Origin of the sequence: Microcoleus sp. w2-18bC1 (genome assembly GCF_036700365.1) — a bacterium.
In the GTDB taxonomy this organism is placed as follows: Bacteria; Cyanobacteriota; Cyanobacteriia; order Cyanobacteriales; family Microcoleaceae; genus Microcoleus.
The window spans coordinates 19,312-43,005 of record NZ_JAUBOS010000043.1; the positions used below are offsets into that span (position 1 = coordinate 19,312).

Sequence of the window (23,694 nt, forward strand, 5' to 3'; positions counted from 1 at the left end):
CGGATATACGGATGAATTTAAGTTTGTTTCCAGATATCTCCTATTCTCTGTCTCTCCCTCTCTCCCTGGTAGATATTCTTCTAGGGGTGGGAAGGGAGTGATGCTGTGAGGCGATCGCCTGTCGCCTACTCGTCAATGGTATATTTTTCATAAATACAGTAAATCTCTATTCCATTTAAGCTAAAAATTATTAGGTGTCAGGCTAAAGCATCATGGGGAACACATTTGGGCATTTATTTCGGATATCGACATTTGGGGAATCTCACGGCGGCGGTGTCGGAGTAGTAATTGACGGTTGCCCGCCTCTGCTGTCGATCGACGCATCGGAAATTCAAGCAGAACTCGATCGCCGTCGCCCCGGCCAAAGCAAAATTACTACGCCCCGCAAAGAAGCAGATACCTGCGAAATTCTGTCCGGGGTGTTTGAAGGCAAAACTTTGGGAACGCCGATCGCAATTTTAGTCCGTAATCAAGACACTCGCCCCCAAGATTACGGCGAAATGGCGACAACTTACCGCCCTTCTCACGCTGATGCTACCTACGATGCCAAGTACGGAATTCGTAACTGGCAAGGCGGAGGTCGATCGTCCGCGAGAGAGACAATTGGTAGAGTAGCAGCAGGGGCGATCGCAAAAAAAATTCTCAAACAAGCAGCAGGAGTCGAAATAGTCGGCTACGTCAAACGCATCAAAGACTTAGAATGTGTCGCCGACCCGGACACTGTTACCTTAGAACAAGTAGAAAGCAACATCGTCCGCTGTCCCGATGCCGAATGTGCCGAAAGAATGATTGAACTAATCGAAAAAGTTCGGGATAGTGGAGATTCGATCGGCGGTGTAGTCGAATGCGTCGCCCGCAACGTACCCAAAGGGCTGGGAATGCCCGTATTCGACAAACTCGAAGCCGACTTAGCAAAAGCCATCATGTCCTTGCCCGCCAGCAAAGGCTTTGAAATAGGTTCCGGGTTTGCCGGGACTCTGCTCAAGGGCAGCGAACATAATGATGAATACTATACTGATGATAAGGGTGTAATTCGTACAGTGACGAATCGCTCTGGCGGAATTCAGGGTGGGATTGCTAACGGCGAAAATATCATTTTGCGGGCGGCATTCAAGCCCACTGCGACAATTCGCCAGCAGCAGCGCACCGTTACCCGAGAAGGCGAAGAAACGCTGCTGGCTGCCAAGGGACGGCACGACCCTTGCGTTTTGCCAAGAGCTGTGCCAATGGTGGAAGCAATGGTAGCTTTAGTGTTGTGCGACCATCTGCTGCGCCATCACGGACAATGTGGAACCTTAAAGCCTGAATTTTAAAATGGAAATCAGCTTGTCCTCTGTAGCGGCAACTCCCGTTGATTGCCCTCAACCCTCCGAATCAATAAAAGGTATAGATGATTTTGTAGTACAGTTCTGGGGCGTGCGGGGCAGTGTTCCGACACCCGGACAGGAAACTGTTCGCTACGGCGGCAATACTTCTTGTTTGGAAATGCGAGTCGCTGGCAAACGCTTGATTTTTGACGGCGGAACAGGCTTGCGGATGCTGGGAGACCAGTTGGTGCAAGAAATGCCCGTGCAAGCTTATATGTTTTTTACTCACTATCACTGGGATCACATTCAAGGTTTCCCGCTGTTCGCCCCAGCTTTCATCCGTGGCAATAGCTTTGATATTTACGGCGCGACTCCGCCGGATGGAGATTGCATGAAAAGGCACTTTGTCGAACGGGTGCTCCACTCGAATTCGCCGGTGCCGCTGATGGGTTTGCAAGCAGATTTGAATTTCTACGAACTCAATCACAACCAGACGATGATGCTGGATGATATTGAGATTAGGACGGGTTCTCTGAATCACCCCAATACTGCTATGGGATATCGGGTGACTTGGCAGGGACGATCTGTTGTTTATTGTTCGGATACTGAACATTTTCCCGATCGGCTAGATGAGAATGTCTACAATTTAGCCCTCGACGCTGATGTGCTGATTTACGATGCGATGTACACAGACGAGGAATATCACAACCCCAAGTCTCCGAAGGTGGGTTGGGGACACTCGACTTGGCAGGAAGCGGTGAGAATGGCTAAGGAGGCCAGGGTGAAACGAGTGGTGATTTTTCACCATGATCCGGCTCACACAGACGATTTTCTCGATCGCATCGCCGAAGACGTGCAAATTGCTTTTCCGAAGGCTGTTATGGCCCGCGAGGGTCTTATTTTGCCGATCGGCTTCTGAACATTCGCCTAGGCGAGCTCGATCAAACCATCAACCGATCGAACCATAATTGTTATGTGAATATGTGGATCTGGTCTCGCCCCCCGATCCACAATTTTTTTTAATTTGCAGCAAACTCTTAAGTGCATGGTATAATTCTTGCTTGTTAAGTTTTTAGGCAGATTATTTAAGGTTTTTTTTATTCTTCAACCGCGTCCGCAAGACGCCAAGACGTAAGATAATTGGAGGATTGCCAAGGGTGAAAAGGAGACAGTTTTGAATGTCAACAAACACGGGGAGGCGAGGATCTCGCACGCCTGAGTGCTAGGCTGATGCCAGTAGACTTCCAGAAGCCTTGTTACAGATTAATTATTAAGGACAAAAACTGAAGTTATAGCTCGGATCAAATAAAAGCGCGATCGGTTTTTTGGACTCATGAATATTGACAACTCTCAAAAGCTAATAGCTTTTAGGTACAAACTGAGAAAATTTTCAGCAGTCAATTTGACTAACCAGAAAGAAACGATCGCTCTGGCGTTTGGCAGTAGCTGCGGCAAGCGAATGTTATGACTTGACTATCAAAATGGGAAATTTACGTTTTAGATCTTCAGCACATCAATACAGATGGATTGCCTTAGGCAGTTTTGCTGTAATTATGGGTATTTCAGGCGCCCTGGCCTACCGCCTCGCCCCGCCCCCCGGATTCATGGCTCAAGGCACTCTCACCTCTAATAATCCGCCAGTCAAATTTTCGACCACAGGCACGACAATTCTCAAGCAGGGAGAGCAACTGACCCCAGAGGTTCTCCTAGCAGATAATGTTGTCAAAGCAGTGGCAGATGCAGTTAAGCTGTCGCCCCAGCAAGTTCGACAAAATGCTAGTGTCAAGATTTCTAAGCCGGAACAACCCCTACAAATTGTGGTTGGGTATCGCTCGCTCGATCAGGAGCAAGCAATCCAAACGGCGGATATGTTGATGAAGGGCATGGTTGAAAAAAGCCGCCTGATTAACAGATATCGGTGGCAATCAGTCAATCAGTCGCTCAACCAACGCTTGGCACAAGTCACTCAAGACCTGAAACAAGCTCAGCAAAAACTCGACCAATACGAAAGAGAACGCGCTCGTCTGTTGCAGCAAATGAAGCTTCAGCAAGACTTTTACAACAAAACTCAGCTTGCAATGGCGGATACGCAAGCTTCGGAAAAAGAAATGGTTAGCAGTTTGGCCGCCGCTACAGTGCCGCAAATTGTGGCGACGCCTACGAGTGATCCGACAGTGCCTCTGATTTTGGGAATTGGGTTGCTGTTGGCGATTTTGGTCAGTCGCGGTTTGATTCCTTCGGTGGCGGATTGGAAGTACAAAGCAGCTTTTCAGCGAGAAGAGAGCGAAAGGCTCCAAAGTGCTTTGTACCGATTGATCAAAGAAGGCCGCGGCGAAATCACTCTGGTGCGGTTTGCGATGGAAACGCGGCTGTCGCCGGATGTCGCTCAGCGTTTTTTGAACCAACAAGCTGAAGTTTTTAATGCCAATTGCGAAATTAAAGACGACGGCAGCATTTTGTATCACTTCCACATTTAAAGGGCTGCGAGCGATCGCGCTTCACAGAAAAATTTAGCCGATCAAGTCATCACTGCTCGATCGGCTTGTTTTTTTCTTAATAGGACTTATATCTGGTTCGGTCATCAACTCTCCCCCTTTAGGTAGGCGCGGGTTTAGGGGATCTATAGCTTACACTACTACTACAGATTTTAGTGAACCCGCTGACGCGAGCTGGCGTTGTGGTGATTTTACCCGACATGATATTACCCTCAATCCGGTTTCTTACCTTCTAGGATGCCCCGGAGCTAAAAATTGCTCGATCGACATAGGTGTTGACTAACCTAGAACACGCGAAGATTGGGCCAGTTCGTCCCAGACGGGCAAAAAATATTTTTTGTGTTCCGCTTGATTCTTGCTTAAATAATAATGCAGATATAATCGTAAAAAATAAGTAAATGTACGGTTGCTTTTTACCGGAGTTACCGGATTAAGGGGTAATTTATCCTTAAATATTTATTAAGGTAGAGTTAAACTCAGTAGAAATGCTGTAGTATAGAGAGATAACCGATTCAGGGAGGTTATGTAGTTTCACATCAAAAACTTGATCGGGCAAAAGCCTGGAATCAAACTCCCCGACTGAAAAGGTCAATTTTCATATTGAACTTTTGTAATCACCTAGAGGCAAAACCATGATTTTTGGAATAATTGGTTCTTCTTTCGTAGCTTACTTTTTGCTAATGTCGATCGCTAATTACGGCGACACTGGAATGTAGATTAGTTAAGGCACTTATGCACCGAGACATAAGGCAGCAGGCAAAAAAAGCTGTTTGACAACTTCTTGACAACTTCGATGAAGTCTCAGCTTTGGTCATGTCTGTCGTGTCAGCTCGGACAAAAAAAGGGATGGATGAAGGAGTCGTTAAGTACCGCTGTGACTGGGAAGAAGCAGACCCTGTAGCTGCCCGGAACATAGCAGATTTGATGCACTGGCGCGATCGGCTCCACGATTGGGGATTAATTGGCGTCTACGAAAATGGCATAGGGTTTGGCAACGTCAGCGTCAGACTCGAAAATTCTTGCCAATTTGTGATTTCGGGAACCCAGACTGCCCACTTGAAGACTCTGGGACCAGAATCATACTGTACTGTTACCAAATTTAACTTAGAACAAAATTACCTCGGTTGCCGGGGGCCCGTACAAGCTTCGTCGGAGTCCCTGACTCATGGGGCCCTATACCTTCACAGAGAGGATGTTGGCGCGATAATTCACGTCCATAATCCTAAGCTATGGCAGCAACTGCTGTTTAAAATTCCTACTACTAGAAAAGAAATACCTTACGGCACTCCCCAGATGGCCTTAGAAATGTTTAGACTTTTTGAGGAGGAGAATTTGGCCGATCGCAAAATTCTGGCCATGGCCGGTCACGAGGACGGCATTATCTGTTTTGGCAGCACCGTGGACGAAGCTGGCAAAGTGCTTTCTGCTGTGACTGGTTACACCTAAGCTCTTGCACTATTCTCAGAAAAAGCTAAGACACCTGGTTTATTGACAAAAAACCTAGGACTTTACCTGTCTCTATAGCAAGAAACTAACGTGATGACGTGGATGCCTGATTTGAGTTAGACTGAGCTTTACCCTTGACATCGGGCCGCTGGCTAGATTTAGCCTAATGGGTTCAAAACTTTTGAAATGCCTCTTGCCTCTGCGGTAAGGGAAAGATATTTTTAAATAGAAACACATTATATAACAAAAGCTGAGAGTCATCGTGAATCAAACTAAACTTGTAAGCTCCAAAGAATTGCAATCAGAGGTATCTCGTCTCACCGAAGAGCTGCAAATGCGCGACCAATTGGTGCAGCAGTTGTCTCAAGAACTTTTCAGGCTGGTGAAGGGCAATTCTAATTTTGTGCCGGCGCCGGAAGTTTCCGATCGCCACCAAGCTCAAATGCAGGCAATGCGGGAACAACTCCAAGCTGTTGAAGAACAGGTGGGTTTTTATCAGGAACAAATCGCAGAGCGGGATGCTGAGGTTTACCAACTGCGGCAGTCGGTGCAAGAATTGACGGATCGCTCTCGGATGCTAGAACAGGTGGTTCAGGAATTGCCTGGGGTTTACCGCCAGAAGTTTGCCGAGCGCATCGAGCCAATTAAGGAAAAATTGGATCAACTGCAAAAGGAAAACCGCCAGTTGCACACTGAGTTGCAAAGCGTAACTTACCGTCTCGCTGTGCGGAGCCGCAAGGCTAAGGGCCTGGATCTGCCGAGCGTCGATGCTGAGGACGATCGAGGAATTCAAATGCCGAGCTTTGGCAATGTCTAAGGTTTTGATTGTGGCGGGTGGTGAGAAAGATTCGGCCGCAAGTCTCAAGGCGGCGATCGCTCAATCTCATCCTTTAACAGAAGTCAATATCTGTGGGCTTTCGGAACTCAATTCAGGCGCGATCGCTCCGGGTGGGGCGCTCGTTTGTCCTTTGACGCTGGATGTGCCAGAAAATCTGGTTTTTCCGGCTCAAGATGTGTTTCGATTTTGCGGCAATGTTTCGGCGGCGCGCGATCGAGTGTCCCAGGAGTTGCTTTTTCCCGTCGGCGGTGGCAATTTTTGGCTGCCTGTGGTGTTGACGGCAAAGGGCCCACTGTATGCTGAGGTGATCGGTGGGGAACCTGACAAGCAGTCTGGCGAGTTTAGTTACTCTCAACCGGTGCATTTGTCGGATGTTTGGCGGCAGCAGTTGTATGAGTTGGCTTACGGCTTGCTGAATCTTTTAAATGCGCCGCCGACGACTTATTTGATGCAGTTCGGGTTTGTAGGGGAAAGGATTTGTTTTGATCGACTTTGGCCTTTTCCGGCTGCACCTGCGATCGCTTCTGTCGGCGTTCAAGTGCCGGATTTATTTGTTTGTCATTGGTATTGCTTGACAAATCAACCTATTTATGATATTGAAATTAGCTCTGCGGTTGCTTGAAGCATCTGGGAAAATTGAGATTTAAACTTGGGATCTCATTTTAATCAAGCAACTAAAGCCGGAGTTTCAGTGGAGATAACTTGCTCGAAACTGTCGAAGATTTCAAAGAGTTGGTCGAGTTGAGTAATTTCAAAAATTAGCTTGACTGTGGCTGAGAGGTTGCAGATGACGAGGCGGCATCCCCGGTGGCGGGCGGCGTTGAGTCCGCCGACTAAAGCGCAGATCCCGGAACTGTCGATGAAATCTACGGCGGCCATGTCTATTACCCAGAGTTTGTGGCGATCGGGCACAATCTCGGCTAGCTGTTGTTGGAGGAGGCTGCCGGCTTGGGAGTCGAGGCAGTTGTGAGGTTGAAGGACGATGGGTTGGTTGAAGTTGGGAAATTCCATAGCAGTTATCCTACGATCGTAAAGTATGAATAAGTTTGTTTAGTTGCTGACTCTCTTAAGAGACTCAGGGGATTTCAGCGTATGTTTTAGGATGGGCGATCGCCCTTGTGGAATCGGTGGGGAGAGCCGTTGTGATAAATTTAGTAGGAAACTGGCTGGCGATCGCCCAGAACGCAACTGCAACACTTCTCTACTCATCTAGTATGCCTGAAAGCCTAATTTTTAGTTGGGCCAGCGATCGCGACAACAGTGTGTTCTTCATCACAGCGAAAGATTGCACTATTGGCTGAATCGAGCCAATATATAAATGTATTGAGCTTTGCAAAAGTTTACGAAGGCAGTATCGAATGTCTTTTGAGTTTTTATCGTTAGAGACTATTCAGCAGTTTGCGCGTGATTACGGCTACTGGGCAGTATTTCTGGGAATTTTGCTGGAAAATCTGGGAGTTCCTCTTCCAGGCGAGACTATTACGATTGCTGGCGGGTTTTTAGCTGGCAGTGGGGAACTGAATTACTGGTTTGTGCTCGGAAGTGCGATCGCTGGTGCTACATTGGGGGGAAATTTTGGTTATGCGATCGGCAGGTACGGCGGCTGGCCACTGCTGCTGAAGCTGGGACAATTTTTCCGCTTTCGAGAAGAACAACTGTTTGACTTAAAAGAACAGTTTAGCAAAAATGCCGCTAAAGCCGTATTTTTGGGCCGTTTTATCGCACTGCTGCGAATTTTTGCTAGCCCCCTAGCAGGTATTGCAGAAATGCCTTTTTGGAAATTTTCGCTGTTCAATGTTCTGGGTGCTGCAAGCTGGGCATCTGTAATGGTGAGTTTATCCTACTTCTTGGGACAAGTTGTGTCTTTAGAGAAATTGGTAGCTTGGGCTGCTCAATTTGCGGTATTTGCTTTGCTGTTAGCAGTTGCTTGGATTGCAATTCCTATTTGGTTGGAGGCGCGGACTTTGGACAAGACTAAGTAAGATTGGTGGTTAGACTTTTTGCAAGAGTTCGGGATTTTCTGTTTTTAACCGCAGATAAACGCAAATGAACGCAGATATTATCTATTTTTGCAAAAAGTCTAATGATTGGCGATCGCCTATTAATAAGTCTGGACTTCTGTCTCAAAATCATCAATTTTGTAGCAAGAACTTCTGGCAGCAAAATCATCAAGTTGGTAGTGAGGACTTCTGTTTTAGATAAAACTATAAATGCTGATAGTGAAACTGAATTATCTGGCTCAGAAAATGAAATTGACTGGAACGGTTTTTGCTTTCACTCCGACGCACAAGTTAAAATTGCCTAAATACTCGATCGCACTTCCACTCTCTTCATCCCCAACTCCCAACTCCGACTCGCAACACCCGCAGAGAGACAAAACCAACAAGCTAACTTTCTGATCTTCCACCAAAACAAGCTAGGGATACTGAAAATTGACAGCGCATCATCCAATGCAAACGCAACACAAGATGAAATCTGCCAGCTTTTCATACAGCGTATTCCAGGTTTATGAAGTACAGTAGCAGCAGCTTGTAAACCAGTTTTTAAAGTGCTTAGGATTGACCAAATCAAGGGCCGTAGCCAGCAAGATGTCAACCATCTTGCTGGTGGTTGGTGAGAACTGACGTAAAAAAGATTTGAGTTGCGACCACCATAATTCTATAGGATTGAAATCGGGAGAATAGGGTGATAAGTTCAGTAAACTAGCACCAGCGGCTTGTATCAATGGTTCAATAGTCCCCAACTTGTGAGCAGGTAAATTATCCATAACAACTACTGCACCCTCCCATAAGTTGGGGACTAAAAAATGTTCAATAAAGACTTCAAAAGCTCTACCATCCATTGACCCATTGAGCGTCATTAATCCTACTACTTTTTTTAAGCTAATTGCTCCGACAACTGTGACTTTGGCGCCCCGATAAAATGGTTTTAAATCGTAGACTCTACTACCACATATTGAACGTGCATGAGTTCGTGTTAACCCTAATAAAACGCCCATTTCATCCAAAAAAACGAGGTTGTCAGGGTCAATACTTTTCACTTTTTCCCAATATTCACACCTCAGAATTTGCACTCTTTCAGTGGCAGCCTGACTACTGCGTATGGTCTTTTTTTTCGCGTTAAATTTTGTTTTTGTAATTCACGACACATCATGCTAGGGCTGACAGCTTCCTTGTAGTTCATAAGCCAATATTCACAATATTCTGACAACGTGCTATCCGGATATTTTTCTACCATCTGGCTCAATTCAGTTGTGCGCGAGTTTAACACACTTTTAAGACTTCCACCTTGTTTTCTGGGTTGAACATGACCAATGGTTTGTTTTTGTTTTAAGATTTTTTGAACAAACCCTTTACTCACATCAAATCTGGCGGCTACTTTTCTAATCGAGGTATCACCTTGTTCATAAATTTTAACTATTTTCTCACGCAACTCGATCGAATAAGGTTTCATTTTTTTCGCTTATGTACTAAATACAGTGTATTATATATACATGGAATATGCTGTAGATTCTGGCATCAGTCTTGTCAAACATTACGATGCTACCCGATGCAGCGAACAACCGGATCTAGTTGTGCAGGAGTTTTTGGAAATTTTGAGTCACGTACAAGCCTAATCAGGTGTTTTTTATTTAAACTGTGATACAAACATTACCTTGGTTTGTAATATTTTCTCCCTTCATCTATTAAGCGTCCTTCATTTCAGAGTCGATATAATAAATAGTATAGCTCTTTAACTAATTTAAACGTTCGGCGGAATTTTTTACACTAATTCACAGAATTAATTTTGAATTATACCATATTTAAAAGCACAATAGCTTATTTCAATTGCATTTAAAATTGTAGCAACGAGTTATCTCTTGTGAACTCCTTTTTCTCTTTCATCCTCTGTGTCCTCTGCGGTTACTTTCAAAAGTATAAATTTAACCGCAGATATACACAGATGAAGGCACATTGAAATTGCCTGTTATTGCACCAAAAAAGCGAAGCAATCTTCAGCCCCTGCGATTGCTTCTTACTAATTACCCATTACCCGTTATCCATGATCAATTCTCCCTTCCCCTCAATCACTTCCCCGATCGCCCAAGCACCAATTCCCTGAGACTCAAACCATTTAACAGCCTGTTCTACTTCCCTCGAATCGAGCAACAGCACAAAGCCAATCCCCATATTAAAAGTATTGAACATATCTGCTGGGGCAACTTGACCCGCTTCAGCAATCCACTGGAAAATTGGCAAATTTGGCCAGCTATTGCTGTCAATTTTCACAGATTGATTAACTCCCAAACAGCGGGGCAAATTTTCCGGCAAACCGCCGCCCGTAATGTGAGCCATGCCGTGAATTTCTAGACCGCTCTTAATTGCTTCGAGGACTGGTTTAACATAAATTTTAGTCGGAGTTAGCAGCACTTCTCCTAAAGTTTTGTCACCTAACTTTTCGGGTTGGGAATGCCAGTCAAAACCCCGATCGCCCGCAATTTTTCTCACCAAACTAAAACCGTTGCTGTGCACGCCCGAACTTGCCAGCCCCACAGCCACATCTCCCACCTGCACCCGCGAACCGTCCAACAATTTGCTCTTTTCGACAATTCCCACACAAAACCCCGCCAAATCGTACTCACCCGCTTGGTAAAAACCGGGCATTTCTGCCGTTTCTCCTCCGAGTAAAGCACAGCCCGCTTGCTTGCAACCGTCAGCAATGCCGGCCACCACCGCAGCTAATTGTTCGGGATTTAACTTTCCCGTGGCTAAATAATCGAGAAAAAAGAGGGGTTCGGCCCCGGATGTCAGCACGTCGTTGACGCACATCGCCACCAAGTCGATACCTACCGTGTCGTGCCGATCGAGATTGTGGGCCAATTTCAACTTAGTCCCAACGCCGTCAGTACCCGAAACCATAATCGGCTCTTTTAAACCCTCCGGGACGCTGAAAAACCCGCTAAACCCGCCGAATCCGCCCAAAACTCCCGATCGGTGCGTGCTCTTAACCATACTCCCGATGCGCGAGACAAAAGCTCTGCCCGCCTCAACATCCACACCTGCTTCTCGATAATCCATAAGTCCGCCAAATCGATTTCTTCTAATTTTTAGTTTATTCCCATAACAGTTGACAAACAGCTTTTTTAAGACTAGCCATTCCGCAGCCCACAAAATACACTAAAGTTTTGTAAATTTTTGTAAATTTTTCCGTAATGGCTGAAACGGCTGTAACCGCTGGCACTAAAGGATTTTATGATAGAGAGTTTTGAGAAAATTTGATGAAGATTTGGTGAAAATCGCGATCCCAGCGATCCCCAAGCACAAAAGTTTGTGGTAGTCTGTTGCAGTTCGTGAACAAAACACAAATTGCGAATCGAGTATGAGTTGTCAAGTGTCAGGGAAGTTTCCGCCAATTTTTTTTGGGTAGGAGCATTAAAGCAAAAACGCACCCGGATACTTTGCTTTGACTCACGGGGGAATGGCGAAGGGCAAGAGAGAAATCCTTGATGCCCGCCGCCAAATGGCCAATCCTCCAATCTCGGTTGGCAATGGCTATTCACAAAAATGGACGTATGAAGGAAAAATTTGTTGGTGGTCTACTCGCTGTCCTGTTAGTTCCTATGGTAGGAACGGCATCCTCTTGTCACGCACAAGCAACAGGTGCCGACAACCAAAACTCTCAGGTTTCCGAGCAAGTAATTGCCACCCAAGCGTCCCGGCAGTTAAACGCTACTCGGGTCGAAGCGCAAAAAGTCGGACAGTATCAGTATCAAGCAAGAGCTGAAATTGCCCGAGACTCGATCGCCAAAATTCAGCCCCACGACTTAGGCGGGCGACAAGCAGCGACAGTCTACGTGCGAAACATTCCAGTCATCACCTTTCTGAACGCGAATCCGGAAAAAAACACGCCTTTGGGAGAAACTGGCAACAGCCAAGCCGGTGCTAGCAGTCCGTCAAAAGTAGCGGGCGCAAAAGACAATCCCAAAGTCGGAAACATTGCCAGCAACTCTAGCAACCAAGAACCCGATCCAGTTTGGCGGGCATCAAGCTTAGCAGCAAGACTCAATCAGCTAGCCCGCAACAACATCGATCCCAATAGCATTACCGTGAAGTGGGAAAAAGGCGATCGCTACATTATCCAGGCAAACGGCGAGGACTTGGTAAATATCAACGCCGAAACAATCCTCCCCGACACCACCAGCAACTTTAGCCGAGACGCCCTGCAAGCAACCAATCGCCTCCGCCGGCTTCTGGGCAACGCCCCACCCCTCGAAGAAGTCGCAGGCAAACCCCAACCAGAACCCCCCGTGCTGTCTCTGGGCCCAGTTCAAGTGCGCCTCAGCGGCTGGGCTTCCTGGTACGGCCCGGGATTTGATGGCAACCTCAGCGCCAGCGGCGAGCGTTTCAACCAAAATGATTTGACCGCAGCCCACCCAAATTTGCCTTTTGGAACGAGAGTCATGGTGAGAAATCTCGACAACGGCCGCACCGTAGTCGTCCGCATTAATGACCGCGGCCCCTATGTGGGCGATCGGCTCATTGACTTGTCCGCCGGCGCCGCCAACGTGCTAGGAATGATCAGCAGTGGCGTAGCCAGAGTGGAAATCGAAGTGATCGAACCGCCGCAGCAAACAACCGTTGGACGCTGAACGGTAGTCTAAGGCCGAATACAAAAGTTATCCGAAGTGTAGAAGGCAGAAAGTAGAATAAAACTGACATCTTGCACCATTCTCAATTACTTGTTTAGGAACAGGCAAGATGCCTGTTCTTGAGAATGGTGCAAGATGTGAGATAAAACTGACATCTTGCACTATTCTTTGTGGAAAAGGCATCTTGCCTGTTCTTGAGGATGATGCAAGATGTCAAGTCGAACAAATTCCGACAAACAAATTCTGCCTTCTGCCGAATGCCTTCAGGAGATTCTACCGGTGCGCCTGTTTACTACCATTGCAGCACTTCGCTGCTACTTAAATTCACAAAAATCTACTGCACCTCATTTGACAGTCGGTTTGGTGCCGACGATGGGAGCTTTGCACGCAGGGCATCTCAGCTTGATCCAGCGGGCAAAGCAAGAAAATGCGATCGCCCTGGTCAGCATTTTTGTCAACCCGCTGCAATTTGGGCCGACAGAGGATTTTCAAGATTATCCTCGGAATATCGAGCAAGACCGGCTGTTGTGCGAACAAGTTGGGGTTGATGCCATATTTGCTCCCTCAGCAAAGGAAATGTTCGGCAACCAAGCGCTCGATTCCTTACGGGATAGCTTCGCCGCGCGTACAGAAACAGAGCAAACCGCCCAAAAACAGATAGAGATTCACCTTTCATCCTTAACTCAAGTAGTGCCGCCACCGGCGATGACATCGGTTTTGTGCGGCAAAGCAAGGCCAGGTCATTTTCAGGGCGTCGCGGCAATTGTTACTAAACTTTTGAGTTTGGTGCAGCCGACAAAAGCTTATTTCGGTCAAAAAGACGCCCAGCAGCTAGCAATTATTCGGAAGCTGGTCTTGGATTTTAACTTGCCTGTAGAGATTGTCGCTTGTCCGATCGTCCGCGAAGAGTCTGGACTGGCAATGAGTTCTCGCAATCAGTATTTAACAGCAGAGCAAAAACAGCAAGCCTCCGTACTCTATCGCGCGCTGCAACAAGCCTCGAAAACTTTTTCTTCAGGCGACCGCACCGCAGCAGCCGCGCTCGCTGCAGCCCACGCAGCATTCCTAGAAGAACCCGCAGTAAAGCTCGAATACGCCGAACTCCTCCATCCCGACACTTTGACGCCCTTGCAGGTTGTGGAAACAGCGGGACTTTTAGCCGTGGCCGCCAGAGTTGGCTCTACTCGTTTGATTGACAATATAATTCTCAGGAATCGCCGGCCCATTGTGGCGATCGACGGCCCGGCGGGAGCTGGCAAATCTACCGTAACTCGCCTTGCAGCAACAGCTTTGAACTTGTTTTATCTGGATACCGGCGCGATGTATCGGGCGCTGACTTGGCTGGCATTGAAAACAGAAACACCGATTTCCGACGAATGCGCGATCGCCGAATTAATCAGTTCCAGTTATTTGGAATACAACCTCGATCCCGCATCAAAGATGTTGAAGATTAATGGTGAAGACGTAACCGAGGCAATTCGCAGTTTGGAAGTGACATCCCGCGTCTCGGAAATGGCGGCAATTCCCGCCGTGCGACAGTTTCTGCTGGAGGAACAGCGGCGGTGCGGCACAAAAGGCGGGATTATAGCAGAAGGCCGCGATATCGGCACTAACGTGTTTCCTGATGCAGAACTGAAGATTTTTTTGACGGCTTCAGTACAAGAGCGATCGCGCAGGCGGCTGTTAGAACTTAAAGATAGCGATCGGGCTAATACTAGCTTGGCGCAATTGGAACAAGACATCGCCCTGCGGGACGAAAAAGACAGCACCCGCGAGGTTGCACCTTTGCGTAAAGCGGCTGATGCTGTGGAAATTCAAACAGACAATCTGACTGTTGCCGAAGTTATCGATCAGATTGTCGGCTTGTACAACGAGAGAATCGGCCTTAAAAGTTAATTTTACGACGCTGGGGGCGCGCGATCGCCCTCATATCAAATGCGGTTAACCTCACATCTTGCACTATTCTCAAGAACAGGCAAGATGCCTGTTCCACAAAGACTAGATTTTCTTGTGGAACAGGCATCTTGCCTGTTCCTAAAAAGCTTATTGACAATAGTGCAACATCTGACGTTAAACCAACTTGCAGTGTCAGGTAGGGACGTGGGGCGATGCGGGCTGACTCCCTCACAATATCGTGCCATGAATCCGATTTGAGCGCCGTCCCCCTGGCTGGGGAAAAACTTCAACCATCCCGCGTTTTCATGGGTTAGGGGATTTCTGGCGTACAAATCTTAATTTTTTTTATCCGGATGGACTTCCCCACGATCGGTTATTTCCAGTAGCATTTTTACGGACTGTCCAATTTAAGATTATCCTCTTAAGTGGATTAACTTGATATCAACATAAAATCTCAAATTAACTGTATAACGTGTGAAGGAGAGAATAACGTGACAAAATTGAAACTGCTGTGGAGGCGGCGAAAAACTTTAATCATTGCTTTTATGGCAGCAACAGGAAGTTTTCTGCTGGGTGTGACATGGCCCATTAACTTGCGGGCCAGTCAGCCATTGCAACCGATTCAGGCGCAAGTCTTGGCCGTATCCCAGTCGCAAGAACAACCCCCGATGTCCAATATTAATAAGTTCTCCGAGGCGATCGCCCATCGAGTTGACTTTTCCCAAAATGCTCTAACCCAATTGCAGGCAATCCGATTTCAATCAGCCGTACCGTCGCAGTTTCAAGGTACAACGATTCGTCACGCGAAACTCGACTCCCAGCACAAGGCGATCGCCCTGACATTTGACGACGGCCCCTGGCCAAAAACAACTACACAAATCCTAGATATTCTCAAGGAAAATAATATTAAGGCTACATTCTTCTGGGTAGGAAAATACCTGCAAAATTCTCCCGAAATTGGCAAACAGGTCGCAGAAGCCGGTCACGCGATCGGCAATCACACTTGGAACCATCAATACCTTCAGTATAACGAAGACGGTGCCGCTCGCGAGATCGATCGCACTTCATCCTTAATTGAGGACTTGACCGGCATCCAAACATCGATGTTCCGCCCGCCAGGAGGCATTTTAAACAATGGATTGACAGCTTATGCTCAAAAGAAAAATTATGCAGTTGTGATGTGGTCTGCTGATTCTTTTGATTGGCGCACCCTTACGGAATCTTTGATAGACAACGTGATGAGGCAGGCCAATTCCGGTGGCATTGTGCTGATGCACGATGGCGGCGGCAATCGAGCAAGAACTGTAAAAGCTTTGCCTGATATTATTGCTCGCTTGAGAAATGAAGGGTACAGTTTCGTAACAGTTCCCGAATTATTGCAGATGCAAGAACAAGACTTACAACAACAGGAAACAGCACAAAAGTAACAATTTGGAAAAGTGGGAGATTACACCATTTTTCCATTTTTTTGTAAGGAGTTAGATGGATTTTTCATAACTATATCGCGCAGGTGAAGGTTAATCGCAGTTATAAAATTAATACAGAGACGGCTGTGGTCATCGCTACTCCCGCCATCGCGTACACCAAACCGCGCCGATATTCATGCCGGACGGTATGATCACGTTCGAGGGCAAGGTAATCTTCGGGGCTAAACCCAGACGGGATGGCCATAGCGTTAGAGGCAAAATCGATACCTTAACTGTAGCCATATTACCAATTTAGGCTGGAATCTAATGGCAAATTTTGCAACTGAGAATTCACCCAATTAGCCGCCGCCAAACCCGATCGCAAAGCACCCTCTATTTGACCTTCCCCGCACAAATCCCCCGCACAAACCAGCGGCAAATTCCCCCCAGCAGGCAAACAAGAAACAGGCAAAGGATTTCGACAAAAAGCATAGCGCCAGCGGTGAACCTGCAACCATTCTGGCTCTTTCAGCCAAGGGATTAAATATTCAGAAGTGCGATCGAGCAATTCTTGACCGACAGTATCCAAATCAGCAGCTTCTAAATAGCATTCTGCAAAATTTGTGCTGCTGTGAACCACAAACACAGGCTGGTGCGACTCAAGCCGCTTGCTGCTATCTAAACCAACCCAAGCTAAATCAGAATTATCGGGAAAAGAAACAGATTTCCACTGGGGATTTAGATTACTTAAATCTTGTTGTTTTGTCGCAGAATAGCCAGCCATAACCGTAATGCAAGGGTCGTACTCCACAGAGCGCAATTTGTCAATAAAATCAGATTTTAAACCAATTTCCGAATTCAAAAACATTAAAGCTTGAGGAGCGGGAATTGCTACTACAACAGCCTTAGCAATCAATTCTTGAGGTGTCTCTAAATTGCTGTCAGTGACTTCTAGGGAAAGATGCCACATTTGGTTATCTGTAGTAGAAATAGCTTGTAGGCGGCGGCCAAACCAAATCTCTAAATCCTGGGCCAAATACTTACCGATAGCATTCATACCTGCAGGTGCGACATAACAACAACGAGGAATAGTAGAAAGTTTTCCCTGTCTGAATTCCCAGACTGTATCAGTCCAGAGTGTGAGGATGTGGCGATCGACCAAAGCCTCAATTAACCCCTGCCCCGCATCCCCCTGCGGTTCCAGATATCGCGCCCCGTGATCGGCCCTAGTACCCTGTACGCGGCGGGTAGCAACACGCCCCCCCGCGCCACGAGATTTCTCAACAACAGCCACAGAATAACCAGCTTGACGCAACCGTTGAGCGCAACTGAGCCCCGCCATACCCGCACCAATCACCGCAACATCGAACATAATTGGACTTTCAGATACATTACTTACCGGACTTTTTCTAGGAAATAAGCCTTAAGCTGATTTCTTAACTTGCAGTTAATTTGCGATAGCAACGAGCGGTGATTAAATGAGGGTGAAAAACCTCCATATAATTAGACTGAAGTTTACTAAAAAATGTGTTCATCTCTTGCTTATCTTCTAAATGAAAAGGAAATTCTTGATTAAAACCTTTAAAGAAATACCAGTTAAGGATAATCTTCCCTGACGGAGCCAGCATTTGGTGAAAATCCATCAGTTGCTGACTGGGATTGACTAAATGTTCCATCACATCTAAACAAATAATCGTATCGAAAACCTCTGTGGGAGATACTTCCAGACTACAAGAAATTTTCTCACTCAATCCTAACTTAGCAGCTCGGCTTTGAACAAAATTGCAATTTATGGGGTTAAGATCGCAATAGACTACTTGTTCTACTTGAGGACAAAGAGCTGCTGCAATAGCATGAGTGCCAATACCGCCGCCAAAATCTAAAACTCGACCGACAGCCATATCTGATATTAATGTTAAAGTACCTCCTATGTAATCCTGATTGGACATATGCCAAGCTCCGAGGTCAAATAGGTAAGCTTGTCCGACTCCATCGCGATAAAACTCGCTAGCTTTTTCCCAATCAAAATCCCGATGACCTATTTCTTTTAGGGATTGTTGACCGAGTGCCAACTCTTGTTCAATTGTTTCTAAATCTAAGTTTAAAAAATCCTGTAGATGCTGCTTGAGATTGAAAGTATCTTGCCAATATCCCTGCAAAAAAGACGGTGCGACAGAAGAAGACATCATTTACTTTTTTCTAAAAAACCCAAACTTATTATAGGATTAACTGACATTTTTGAACAGAACTACACTAAATTATTTTTCTTTTGTTTATAGCGAATAAAATAGTGGGGGTTCAGGGCGACGGTTTGACTCCTCAAGCTGCGGGGTTGCAGACGTACCGAGGGTTTCCGGGTTTGCGGTTAGGCATCTAAATTGTATTTTTAGGGCGGGCGGGACACCCCAAACTTGACTCTAAAATTTAGATGCGCGTCCGCTTATCAATGTAGCTGCTGAGGTTATGGCTTCTAGCAGTCGGATATTTTGTGCAAAGCCTGTCGATCGTCCTGCGCCAGGTAGTAGAATAAGGGACAGCACGAATCCATGATTAAGACAAAATAAAAAAAGCCACTGTAGGTAAATACTAAATCCCACTGGTTGTCAATCAGCAGCAATCTAAAATCTAAAATCTAAAATCTAAAATCGAATACGGGAGGGCAAAATTTTGGACGAACTCAGAGCAGCACTCGAATTGACAACAGAAGAAGAATTGCAGCAACTAACAGAACTTCTGTTCAGCCGCAAGTTTAACCCTTTAGATTATGTGCAAACCCCCGCACCGATAGATGTACAAAGTCGCGATCGCGAAGCATGGATCGACGCCGTAGAACAGCGGTTTCGCTATCTTGCAGCGGACGGGTTGACGGTACTCCGAGGGCGAAGCCAACAAGTAACTTACAGACAAGCACTAATTCAAGTTTGTCGCTATCTCAAAATCCCTTATCCCAGACAGTTGTCAACCACCGACTTAGAGGCAGAAGTATTTCTGCACTTAATGGGTCGCGCGTGGAAGCGTTTACCAGCAGACGAACAGCAAGCGCTGACACTGCGCGTACAGCGAGCGATCGTTGATTCTAAACTCTCAGAACCCCTGCCAATTTCTGCTGAAAAAGACCCGCTGGGTTTACTGTTCAAAGGCGGCAGCGCTTTAGCTGTTAGTTCCATCTTAAAACCAATGCTGCTCAAACTAATGGCCAATCAATTTGCGCTGCATTTTGCCACCTATCAAATGGCAAAACAAGGAGTGCTTGCAGGCACTGCAACTGCCGCAACCCAGTTTCAAAATTATGTCGCAATTCAGACGGCGCGGCGTGGTATGGCGGTGAGTGCGGCTCGTTACGGTGCAACGCGGAGTGTATTTTCGTTGGTTGGCCCGGTGATGTGGACTTGGTTTTTAGCGGATTTGGGTTGGCGATCGATTTCCACGAACTACGGTCGCATTATCCCGACCATTTTTGCCCTAGCTCAAATTCGATTAACGCGATCGGAATGCGTTTGGGAACTAGCTTAACGATGGTAAATTGTAGATTTTAGATTTGAGATTGGGAGTGTGGGTGAATATCAAAAATCGCTTGAAATTAGCTGCCAAACAGACAGCCGAAAATCTCAAGTCTCGCCTCCAGAAACATCCAGATCCCCGCCTGCAAATCCCTTGGAATTTCGCCCAAGTGGGGATGCTGATTTTTCCCTTAATTCCGATTTTGGGAGCTTTAGGTTTATTCCTGGCATTGGCCGGCACTTGCAAACAAAAGTTCCGTCAAATTAGTCGCCGCCCGTTGAATCGAGGATTCGCAATTCTGAGCGCGCTGCTAGTCATCACAGCCGTTTTTGCCCACAACCGCATCGAGGCTTTTATAGGGTTGTACAATTTCTTGCCGTTTTTTATATTGTTTGCCGCTTTCAGCAGTTTAATTCAAACTTCTGCTCAATTATGGCAATTGTCTTGGATGATTGTAATTAGTTCAATTCCAGTGATAATTTTAGGTCTGGGACAGCAATTTTTAGGCTGGAACGGCATCGATCAATTGCAGCCTGTTTTTGGCTGGGTACTGGCATCCCAAGGCAATCCCCCCGGCCGTATGGCTTCTGTATTTATGTACGCTAATATTTTAGCTTGCTATCTGACAATTGCTTTTATTTTAGCACTGGGACTGTGGATGTCAGAAGTCAGAAGTCAGTTGTCAGTTGGCAGTTGTCAGTTGGCAGTTGTCAGTCGTCACCGCTTACCAATACCCAATGCCCAATGCCCAATGCCCAATGCCCAATTCCTATTTTTAAGTTTGGCAGTGATCGGAAATGCTGTTGCTTTGATTTTTACTAATTCTCGCAATGCTTGGGGACTGGCAGTTTTGGCAGTTTTGGCTTTTGCACTTTATGCAGGTTATAAAAAATTATTAGCTGCGGTTTTGAGTGTGGCTAGCACAGTTTTTTTGTCTGCCTTTGGCCCGGAGCCTTTACGGCAGTATTTGCGAAGAATTATCCCGGTTTTTTTCTGGGCGAGACTCACCGACGAGATGTTCCCAAATAGACCGACAGCTACTTTAAGAAAAACTCAGTGGGAATTTGCTTGGTCGATGACTCAGCAGCGTCCTTGGACTGGTTGGGGATTGCGAAATTTTACGCCTCTCTATCAAGCTCAGATGCAAGAATGGCTCGGTCATCCTCACAGTTTGATACTGATGTTGACTGCGGAAACGGGAATACCCGCAACGCTTTTTTTGTTTAGTTTAGTTGGTTGGGTTTTGGCTAGAGGTGTTTTGGTGCTAGCGAATTTGCCGCTTTTTTCTGGGGATATTAAACACGAGCAAATAACAACACAGGAACAAGCGGAAAATGCTTTAGTGATCAATCAACAGTCTATAATTATTAGAAAAAATCAGGTAGTTTGTCAAGATGTAAGAGCAACCGATCGCCTAATTTTTTTCAGTTATTTATTAGCCTTCGCCGCCTGTACGCTTTTTAACACTGTAGATGTGACGCTGTTTGATTTTCGAGTCAATACTACAAGCTGGTTGCTGTTAGCCGCAATTTGCGGAGTCAGCCAGAGGGAATAGGCGATCGGGCATCGGGCATCGGGCATCGGGCATTGGAGTTTGAGTCCGGAAGGTTATTGATAACAAATAACAAATAACCAATAACAACTGCTAACAGCTAACAGTCAACAGCCAACTGTCAACTGTCAACTGCCAACTGGCAACTGAATTCTTTTATTCTACCGTCACAGACTTAGCCAAATTACGTGGCTGATCCACATCCAAACCCCGACGGGCTGCAATGTGATAAGCCAACAATTGCAGCGGAATCACTGTCACAATCGGTGACAACAATTCATCCACCAAAGGCACCGGCAAAATGTGGTCAAAAATATCGGCTTCCGCCGCACCTTGCTTGGGTGTAACGCCAATTAAACGGGCGTCACGCGCCTTCGCTTCCTGAGCGTTGGAAAGCACCTTTTCGTAGACGCTTCCGGGCATGGCGATCGCCACTACAGGCACTTTCGCATCCAAAAGGGCGATCGGGCCGTGTTTCATCTCTCCCGCCGGATATCCTTCGGCGTGAATGTAGCTAATTTCCTTCAGTTTCAGCGCCCCTTCCAAAGCAATCGGAAAGTTAATTCCCCTTCCCAAAAATATAAAATCTTGGGTGTCTGTAAACTGGTGGGACAATTCCTCCACATACTGTTCTTGAATCTCCAAAAACTTCTCAATTTCTGCGGGTAACTGGCGCAAACCCGTAATAATTTCTGCCAATCTCTCCGTGCTGATTGTTTGCCGCTGGTGCGCCAAATCCAAAGCTAAGAAATAGAAGGCCATCAACTGAGTGACAAAAGTTTTAGTGGCAGCAACGCCGATTTCTATACCAGCGTGGGTGTTGATTACCTGTGGCATCATGTGGGCGATCGAACTTTCAGTTCGGTTAGTAATGCCTAACATTCTTGCCCGGAATTTATCAGTAAAACCCGCGCGGCGCTGCTGTTCCATTCCCAACGCAGCCAGCGTGTCCGCCGTTTCTCCCGACTGAGTTACCCCAATAGTTAAAGTATTTGCTGTCAGCGGTGGCGGTGCGTAGCGGTACTCCGAAGCGTACTGCACGGCAGTGGGAATATTAGCTAATTGTTCCAACAAATATTTGCCAATTAGCGAGGCGTGCCAGCTCGTTCCGCAGGCGAGAATTGAAATTTGCTCGACATCAGCGCAAAGTTCCTTGGGCAAGTTGAGATTGATAGGAGAACGCTGATTTCCTGGCTGCCAATCGCTGTCTAAGTAAGCCTCCAAACACGCTCTGACTACGGCGGGCTGCTCGTAAATCTCCTTGTGCATGAAGTGTTTGAAGCCTTGCTTTTCGACTAAAACAGGACTCCAACCAAGGATGCGCGGGCTTTTTTTCAGCCTTTCTCCTGCAAAGCTGTAAACTTCGACTCCCATCGAAGTTAGCCTTGCCAATTCGCCATTTTCCAAGGACAAAACAGTGCGGGTGTGAGATACTAAGGCGGGCGTGTCGGAAGCACAGAAAAATTCGCCAGCACCAAAGCCAATCACCAAAGGAGCTTGCTGTCTGGCGACAATAATTTCCTCTGGAAAATCTGCACAAATAACGGCGATTGCAAAAGCTCCTTCTAATTTATTTACCGCCTTTAAAACCGTTTCCAAGAACGATAAATCAGCAATTTTCTCTGTTTTTTTATTTTTTTGTTCTTCTTTCTCCCTTCTTGCTTCTTTCAGGAATTCAGCTATTAAATGAGGAATAACTTCTGTATCGGTATCGGAGACAAATTTATGTCCCTTTGCTTTCAATTCTTCCCGCAACTCGCGATAATTTTCGACAATTCCATTTTGAACTACCGCAATTCGCCCGCTATTATCTAGGTGAGGGTGAGCGTTATATTCCTCTGGTTTGCCGTGAGTTGCCCAGCGGGTGTGTCCGATGCCGATGGGAGCCAGAGAGTCTATCTCTGCTAACTTTTCCCGGAGGTTGTGCAATTTGCCCTTGGCTCGGATGCAGGTAATTTCTCCTTCGGAGATGGTAGCGAGGCCCGCTGAATCGTAGCCCCGGTATTCTAGTTTCTCTAATCCTGCTAGCAAAATCTCGCTTGCTGCTTGCGTGCCGATATAGCCAACGATTCCGCACATTTAACGTACTACTCCTGCTTAGCGATCGCAATAAAACTCAAGTTTTATCATTTTTACCTTCTTCCGGCCCCAGAATGCAGATTCCGCGACAAAAAAGAGGGGGCAATTTAATCGCCCCCTCTTTTGTACCCGTAATTCGATCGGTGTGTCGATCGATATTTAGTAGGCTAGACCCATACTGCGAGTAGTTTCTGCTCCCAGGTAAACCCGGATGCTCAGAAAATCGGTGGGGCAAGCAGTTTCGCACCGCTTGCAGCCTACACAGTCTTCGGTGCGGGGAGATGAGGCAATCTGAGCTGCTTTGCAGCCATCCCAGGGCACCATCTCCAAAACGTCAGTCGGACAAGCGCGGACGCATTGAGTGCAGCCGATGCAAGTATCGTAAATTTTGACTGAATGAGACATTGAATAAAGGCTCCCAACGAGTCACTAAAAATTTGCTGCCTCTGCGAGTGAACAGATTTGACGGCGAAGTGCCACCGCTATAGCCTGCACAGAGAATTAAAGGTTAGTCTACCGCAGTGCCTGGAAGCACTTCGCGAAAAA

At 46.5% G+C, this 23,694-nt stretch carries 25 protein-coding genes; 15 read left to right on the forward strand and 10 right to left on the reverse strand.

The genetic code is table 11. The features are described 5' to 3' along the window. Positions 1-212 precede the first annotated feature (212 nt). The 6 genes from aroC (at position 213) to QT979_RS19885 (ending at position 6,708) form a co-directional block, all read left to right on the forward strand. Complete coding sequence (gene aroC, locus QT979_RS19860; protein ID WP_333311472.1) at positions 213-1,313, forward strand: chorismate synthase; 1,101 nt, start codon at positions 213-215, stop codon at positions 1,311-1,313. A 1-nt stretch (position 1,314) separates the two neighbouring features. Continuing rightward, positions 1,315-2,226, forward strand: coding sequence for an MBL fold metallo-hydrolase (locus QT979_RS19865; RefSeq protein ID WP_333163148.1), 912 nt, complete (start codon positions 1,315-1,317; stop codon positions 2,224-2,226). Between the two features lie 634 nt (positions 2,227-2,860). After that, positions 2,861-3,784, forward strand: a complete 924-nt coding sequence (locus tag QT979_RS19870; RefSeq protein ID WP_333311473.1) for a hypothetical protein — start codon at positions 2,861-2,863, stop codon at positions 3,782-3,784. Positions 3,785-4,615: 831 nt separating this feature from the next. Next, positions 4,616-5,248, forward strand: a complete 633-nt coding sequence (locus QT979_RS19875; protein WP_333311474.1) for a class II aldolase/adducin family protein — start codon at positions 4,616-4,618, stop codon at positions 5,246-5,248. Between the two features lie 262 nt (positions 5,249-5,510). Further along, positions 5,511-6,065 (forward strand): Npun_F5560 family protein, encoded by a 555-nt coding sequence (locus QT979_RS19880; protein ID WP_333311475.1) that lies wholly within the window; start codon positions 5,511-5,513, stop codon positions 6,063-6,065. After that, positions 6,058-6,708 (forward strand): hypothetical protein, encoded by a 651-nt coding sequence (locus tag QT979_RS19885; protein ID WP_333311476.1) that lies wholly within the window; start codon positions 6,058-6,060, stop codon positions 6,706-6,708. The genes QT979_RS19880 and QT979_RS19885 overlap by 8 nt, the downstream gene beginning before the upstream one ends. 44 nt (positions 6,709-6,752) lie before the next feature. Here QT979_RS19885 and QT979_RS19890 read toward each other — a convergent pair whose 3' ends face one another. Further along, complete coding sequence (locus QT979_RS19890; RefSeq protein ID WP_333096247.1) at positions 6,753-7,097, reverse strand: STAS domain-containing protein; 345 nt, start codon at positions 7,095-7,097, stop codon at positions 6,753-6,755. Between the two features lie 131 nt (positions 7,098-7,228). On the opposite strand from QT979_RS19890, the gene QT979_RS19895 reads away from it, so the two are divergent. From QT979_RS19895 to QT979_RS19905, 3 genes are all read left to right on the forward strand, one after another. Next, on the forward strand, positions 7,229-7,387 hold the full coding sequence (locus QT979_RS19895) for a hypothetical protein (RefSeq protein ID WP_333311477.1): 159 nt from the start codon (positions 7,229-7,231) through the stop codon (positions 7,385-7,387). A gap of 57 nt (positions 7,388-7,444) precedes the next feature. Beyond that, on the forward strand, positions 7,445-8,068 hold the full coding sequence (locus QT979_RS19900; protein ID WP_333167522.1) for a DedA family protein: 624 nt from the start codon (positions 7,445-7,447) through the stop codon (positions 8,066-8,068). A 101-nt stretch (positions 8,069-8,169) separates the two neighbouring features. Beyond that, a complete protein-coding gene (locus tag QT979_RS19905) occupies positions 8,170-8,391 on the forward strand; it encodes a hypothetical protein (RefSeq protein ID WP_333311478.1) in 222 nt (73 codons plus the stop codon). 201 nt (positions 8,392-8,592) lie between these two features. Here the strand turns inward: QT979_RS19905 and QT979_RS19910 are convergent, their stop codons facing one another. Then, on the reverse strand, positions 8,593-9,126 hold the full coding sequence (locus QT979_RS19910; protein ID WP_333311479.1) for a transposase: 534 nt from the start codon (positions 9,124-9,126) through the stop codon (positions 8,593-8,595). A gap of 20 nt (positions 9,127-9,146) precedes the next feature. Next, positions 9,147-9,539, reverse strand: coding sequence for an IS630 transposase-related protein (locus QT979_RS19915; protein ID WP_333311480.1), 393 nt, complete (start codon positions 9,537-9,539; stop codon positions 9,147-9,149). 25 nt (positions 9,540-9,564) lie between these two features. Here QT979_RS19915 and QT979_RS19920 point away from each other — a divergent pair, with 25 nt between their 5' ends. Continuing rightward, on the forward strand, positions 9,565-9,702 hold the full coding sequence (locus QT979_RS19920; RefSeq protein ID WP_333311481.1) for a hypothetical protein: 138 nt from the start codon (positions 9,565-9,567) through the stop codon (positions 9,700-9,702). Between the two features lie 412 nt (positions 9,703-10,114). Here the strand turns inward: QT979_RS19920 and purM are convergent, their stop codons facing one another. After that, complete coding sequence (gene purM / locus QT979_RS19925) at positions 10,115-11,143, reverse strand: phosphoribosylformylglycinamidine cyclo-ligase (RefSeq protein WP_333311482.1); 1,029 nt, start codon at positions 11,141-11,143, stop codon at positions 10,115-10,117. A gap of 428 nt (positions 11,144-11,571) precedes the next feature. On the opposite strand from purM, the gene QT979_RS19930 reads away from it, so the two are divergent. Then, entirely contained in the window at positions 11,572-12,714 is a 1,143-nt protein-coding gene (locus tag QT979_RS19930) for a septal ring lytic transglycosylase RlpA family protein (protein WP_333213697.1), read from the forward strand. A 279-nt stretch (positions 12,715-12,993) separates the two neighbouring features. Further along, positions 12,994-14,610: a bifunctional pantoate--beta-alanine ligase/(d)CMP kinase gene (locus QT979_RS19935; RefSeq protein WP_333311489.1), complete on the forward strand. Its 1,617-nt coding sequence runs from the start codon at positions 12,994-12,996 to the stop codon at positions 14,608-14,610. Here QT979_RS19935 and QT979_RS19940 read toward each other — a convergent pair. Beyond that, positions 14,600-14,737, reverse strand: coding sequence for a hypothetical protein (locus tag QT979_RS19940; protein WP_333213698.1), 138 nt, complete (start codon positions 14,735-14,737; stop codon positions 14,600-14,602). The two genes, QT979_RS19935 and QT979_RS19940, sit on opposite strands and share 11 nt — an antisense overlap. A 364-nt stretch (positions 14,738-15,101) precedes the next feature. Here QT979_RS19940 and QT979_RS19945 point away from each other — a divergent pair, with 364 nt between their 5' ends. After that, positions 15,102-16,037, forward strand: a complete 936-nt coding sequence (locus QT979_RS19945; protein WP_333311483.1) for a polysaccharide deacetylase family protein — start codon at positions 15,102-15,104, stop codon at positions 16,035-16,037. A gap of 100 nt (positions 16,038-16,137) precedes the next feature. On the opposite strand, the gene QT979_RS19950 is transcribed toward QT979_RS19945, so the two are convergent. From QT979_RS19950 to QT979_RS19960, 3 genes are all read right to left on the reverse strand, one after another. Next, on the reverse strand, positions 16,138-16,281 hold the full coding sequence (locus tag QT979_RS19950; RefSeq protein ID WP_333167512.1) for a hypothetical protein: 144 nt from the start codon (positions 16,279-16,281) through the stop codon (positions 16,138-16,140). Between the two features lie 39 nt (positions 16,282-16,320). Further along, positions 16,321-17,388, reverse strand: coding sequence for an FAD-dependent oxidoreductase (locus QT979_RS19955; protein ID WP_333311484.1), 1,068 nt, complete (start codon positions 17,386-17,388; stop codon positions 16,321-16,323). A 64-nt stretch (positions 17,389-17,452) separates the two neighbouring features. Then, positions 17,453-18,205 carry a methyltransferase domain-containing protein gene (locus QT979_RS19960; protein ID WP_333311485.1) on the reverse strand — a complete coding sequence of 251 codons (753 nt, stop codon included), beginning with the start codon at positions 18,203-18,205 and terminating at the stop codon, positions 17,453-17,455. 478 nt (positions 18,206-18,683) lie between these two features. Between QT979_RS19960 and QT979_RS19965 the strand changes: the two genes are divergently transcribed. Both QT979_RS19965 and QT979_RS19970 read left to right on the forward strand, forming a co-directional pair. Continuing rightward, positions 18,684-19,529 carry a YaaW family protein gene (locus tag QT979_RS19965; RefSeq protein WP_333311486.1) on the forward strand — a complete coding sequence of 282 codons (846 nt, stop codon included), beginning with the start codon at positions 18,684-18,686 and terminating at the stop codon, positions 19,527-19,529. A 43-nt stretch (positions 19,530-19,572) separates the two neighbouring features. Further along, positions 19,573-21,072 carry an O-antigen ligase family protein gene (locus QT979_RS19970; RefSeq protein WP_333311487.1) on the forward strand — a complete coding sequence of 500 codons (1,500 nt, stop codon included), beginning with the start codon at positions 19,573-19,575 and terminating at the stop codon, positions 21,070-21,072. Positions 21,073-21,225: 153 nt separating this feature from the next. On the opposite strand, the gene glmS is transcribed toward QT979_RS19970, so the two are convergent. Both glmS and psaC read right to left on the reverse strand, forming a co-directional pair. Further along, positions 21,226-23,148, reverse strand: a complete 1,923-nt coding sequence (gene glmS, locus QT979_RS19975) for a glutamine--fructose-6-phosphate transaminase (isomerizing) (protein WP_333311488.1) — start codon at positions 23,146-23,148, stop codon at positions 21,226-21,228. A gap of 159 nt (positions 23,149-23,307) precedes the next feature. After that, positions 23,308-23,553 carry a photosystem I iron-sulfur center protein PsaC gene (psaC, locus tag QT979_RS19980; RefSeq protein ID WP_015175986.1) on the reverse strand — a complete coding sequence of 82 codons (246 nt, stop codon included), beginning with the start codon at positions 23,551-23,553 and terminating at the stop codon, positions 23,308-23,310. Positions 23,554-23,694: the final 141 nt, after the last annotated feature.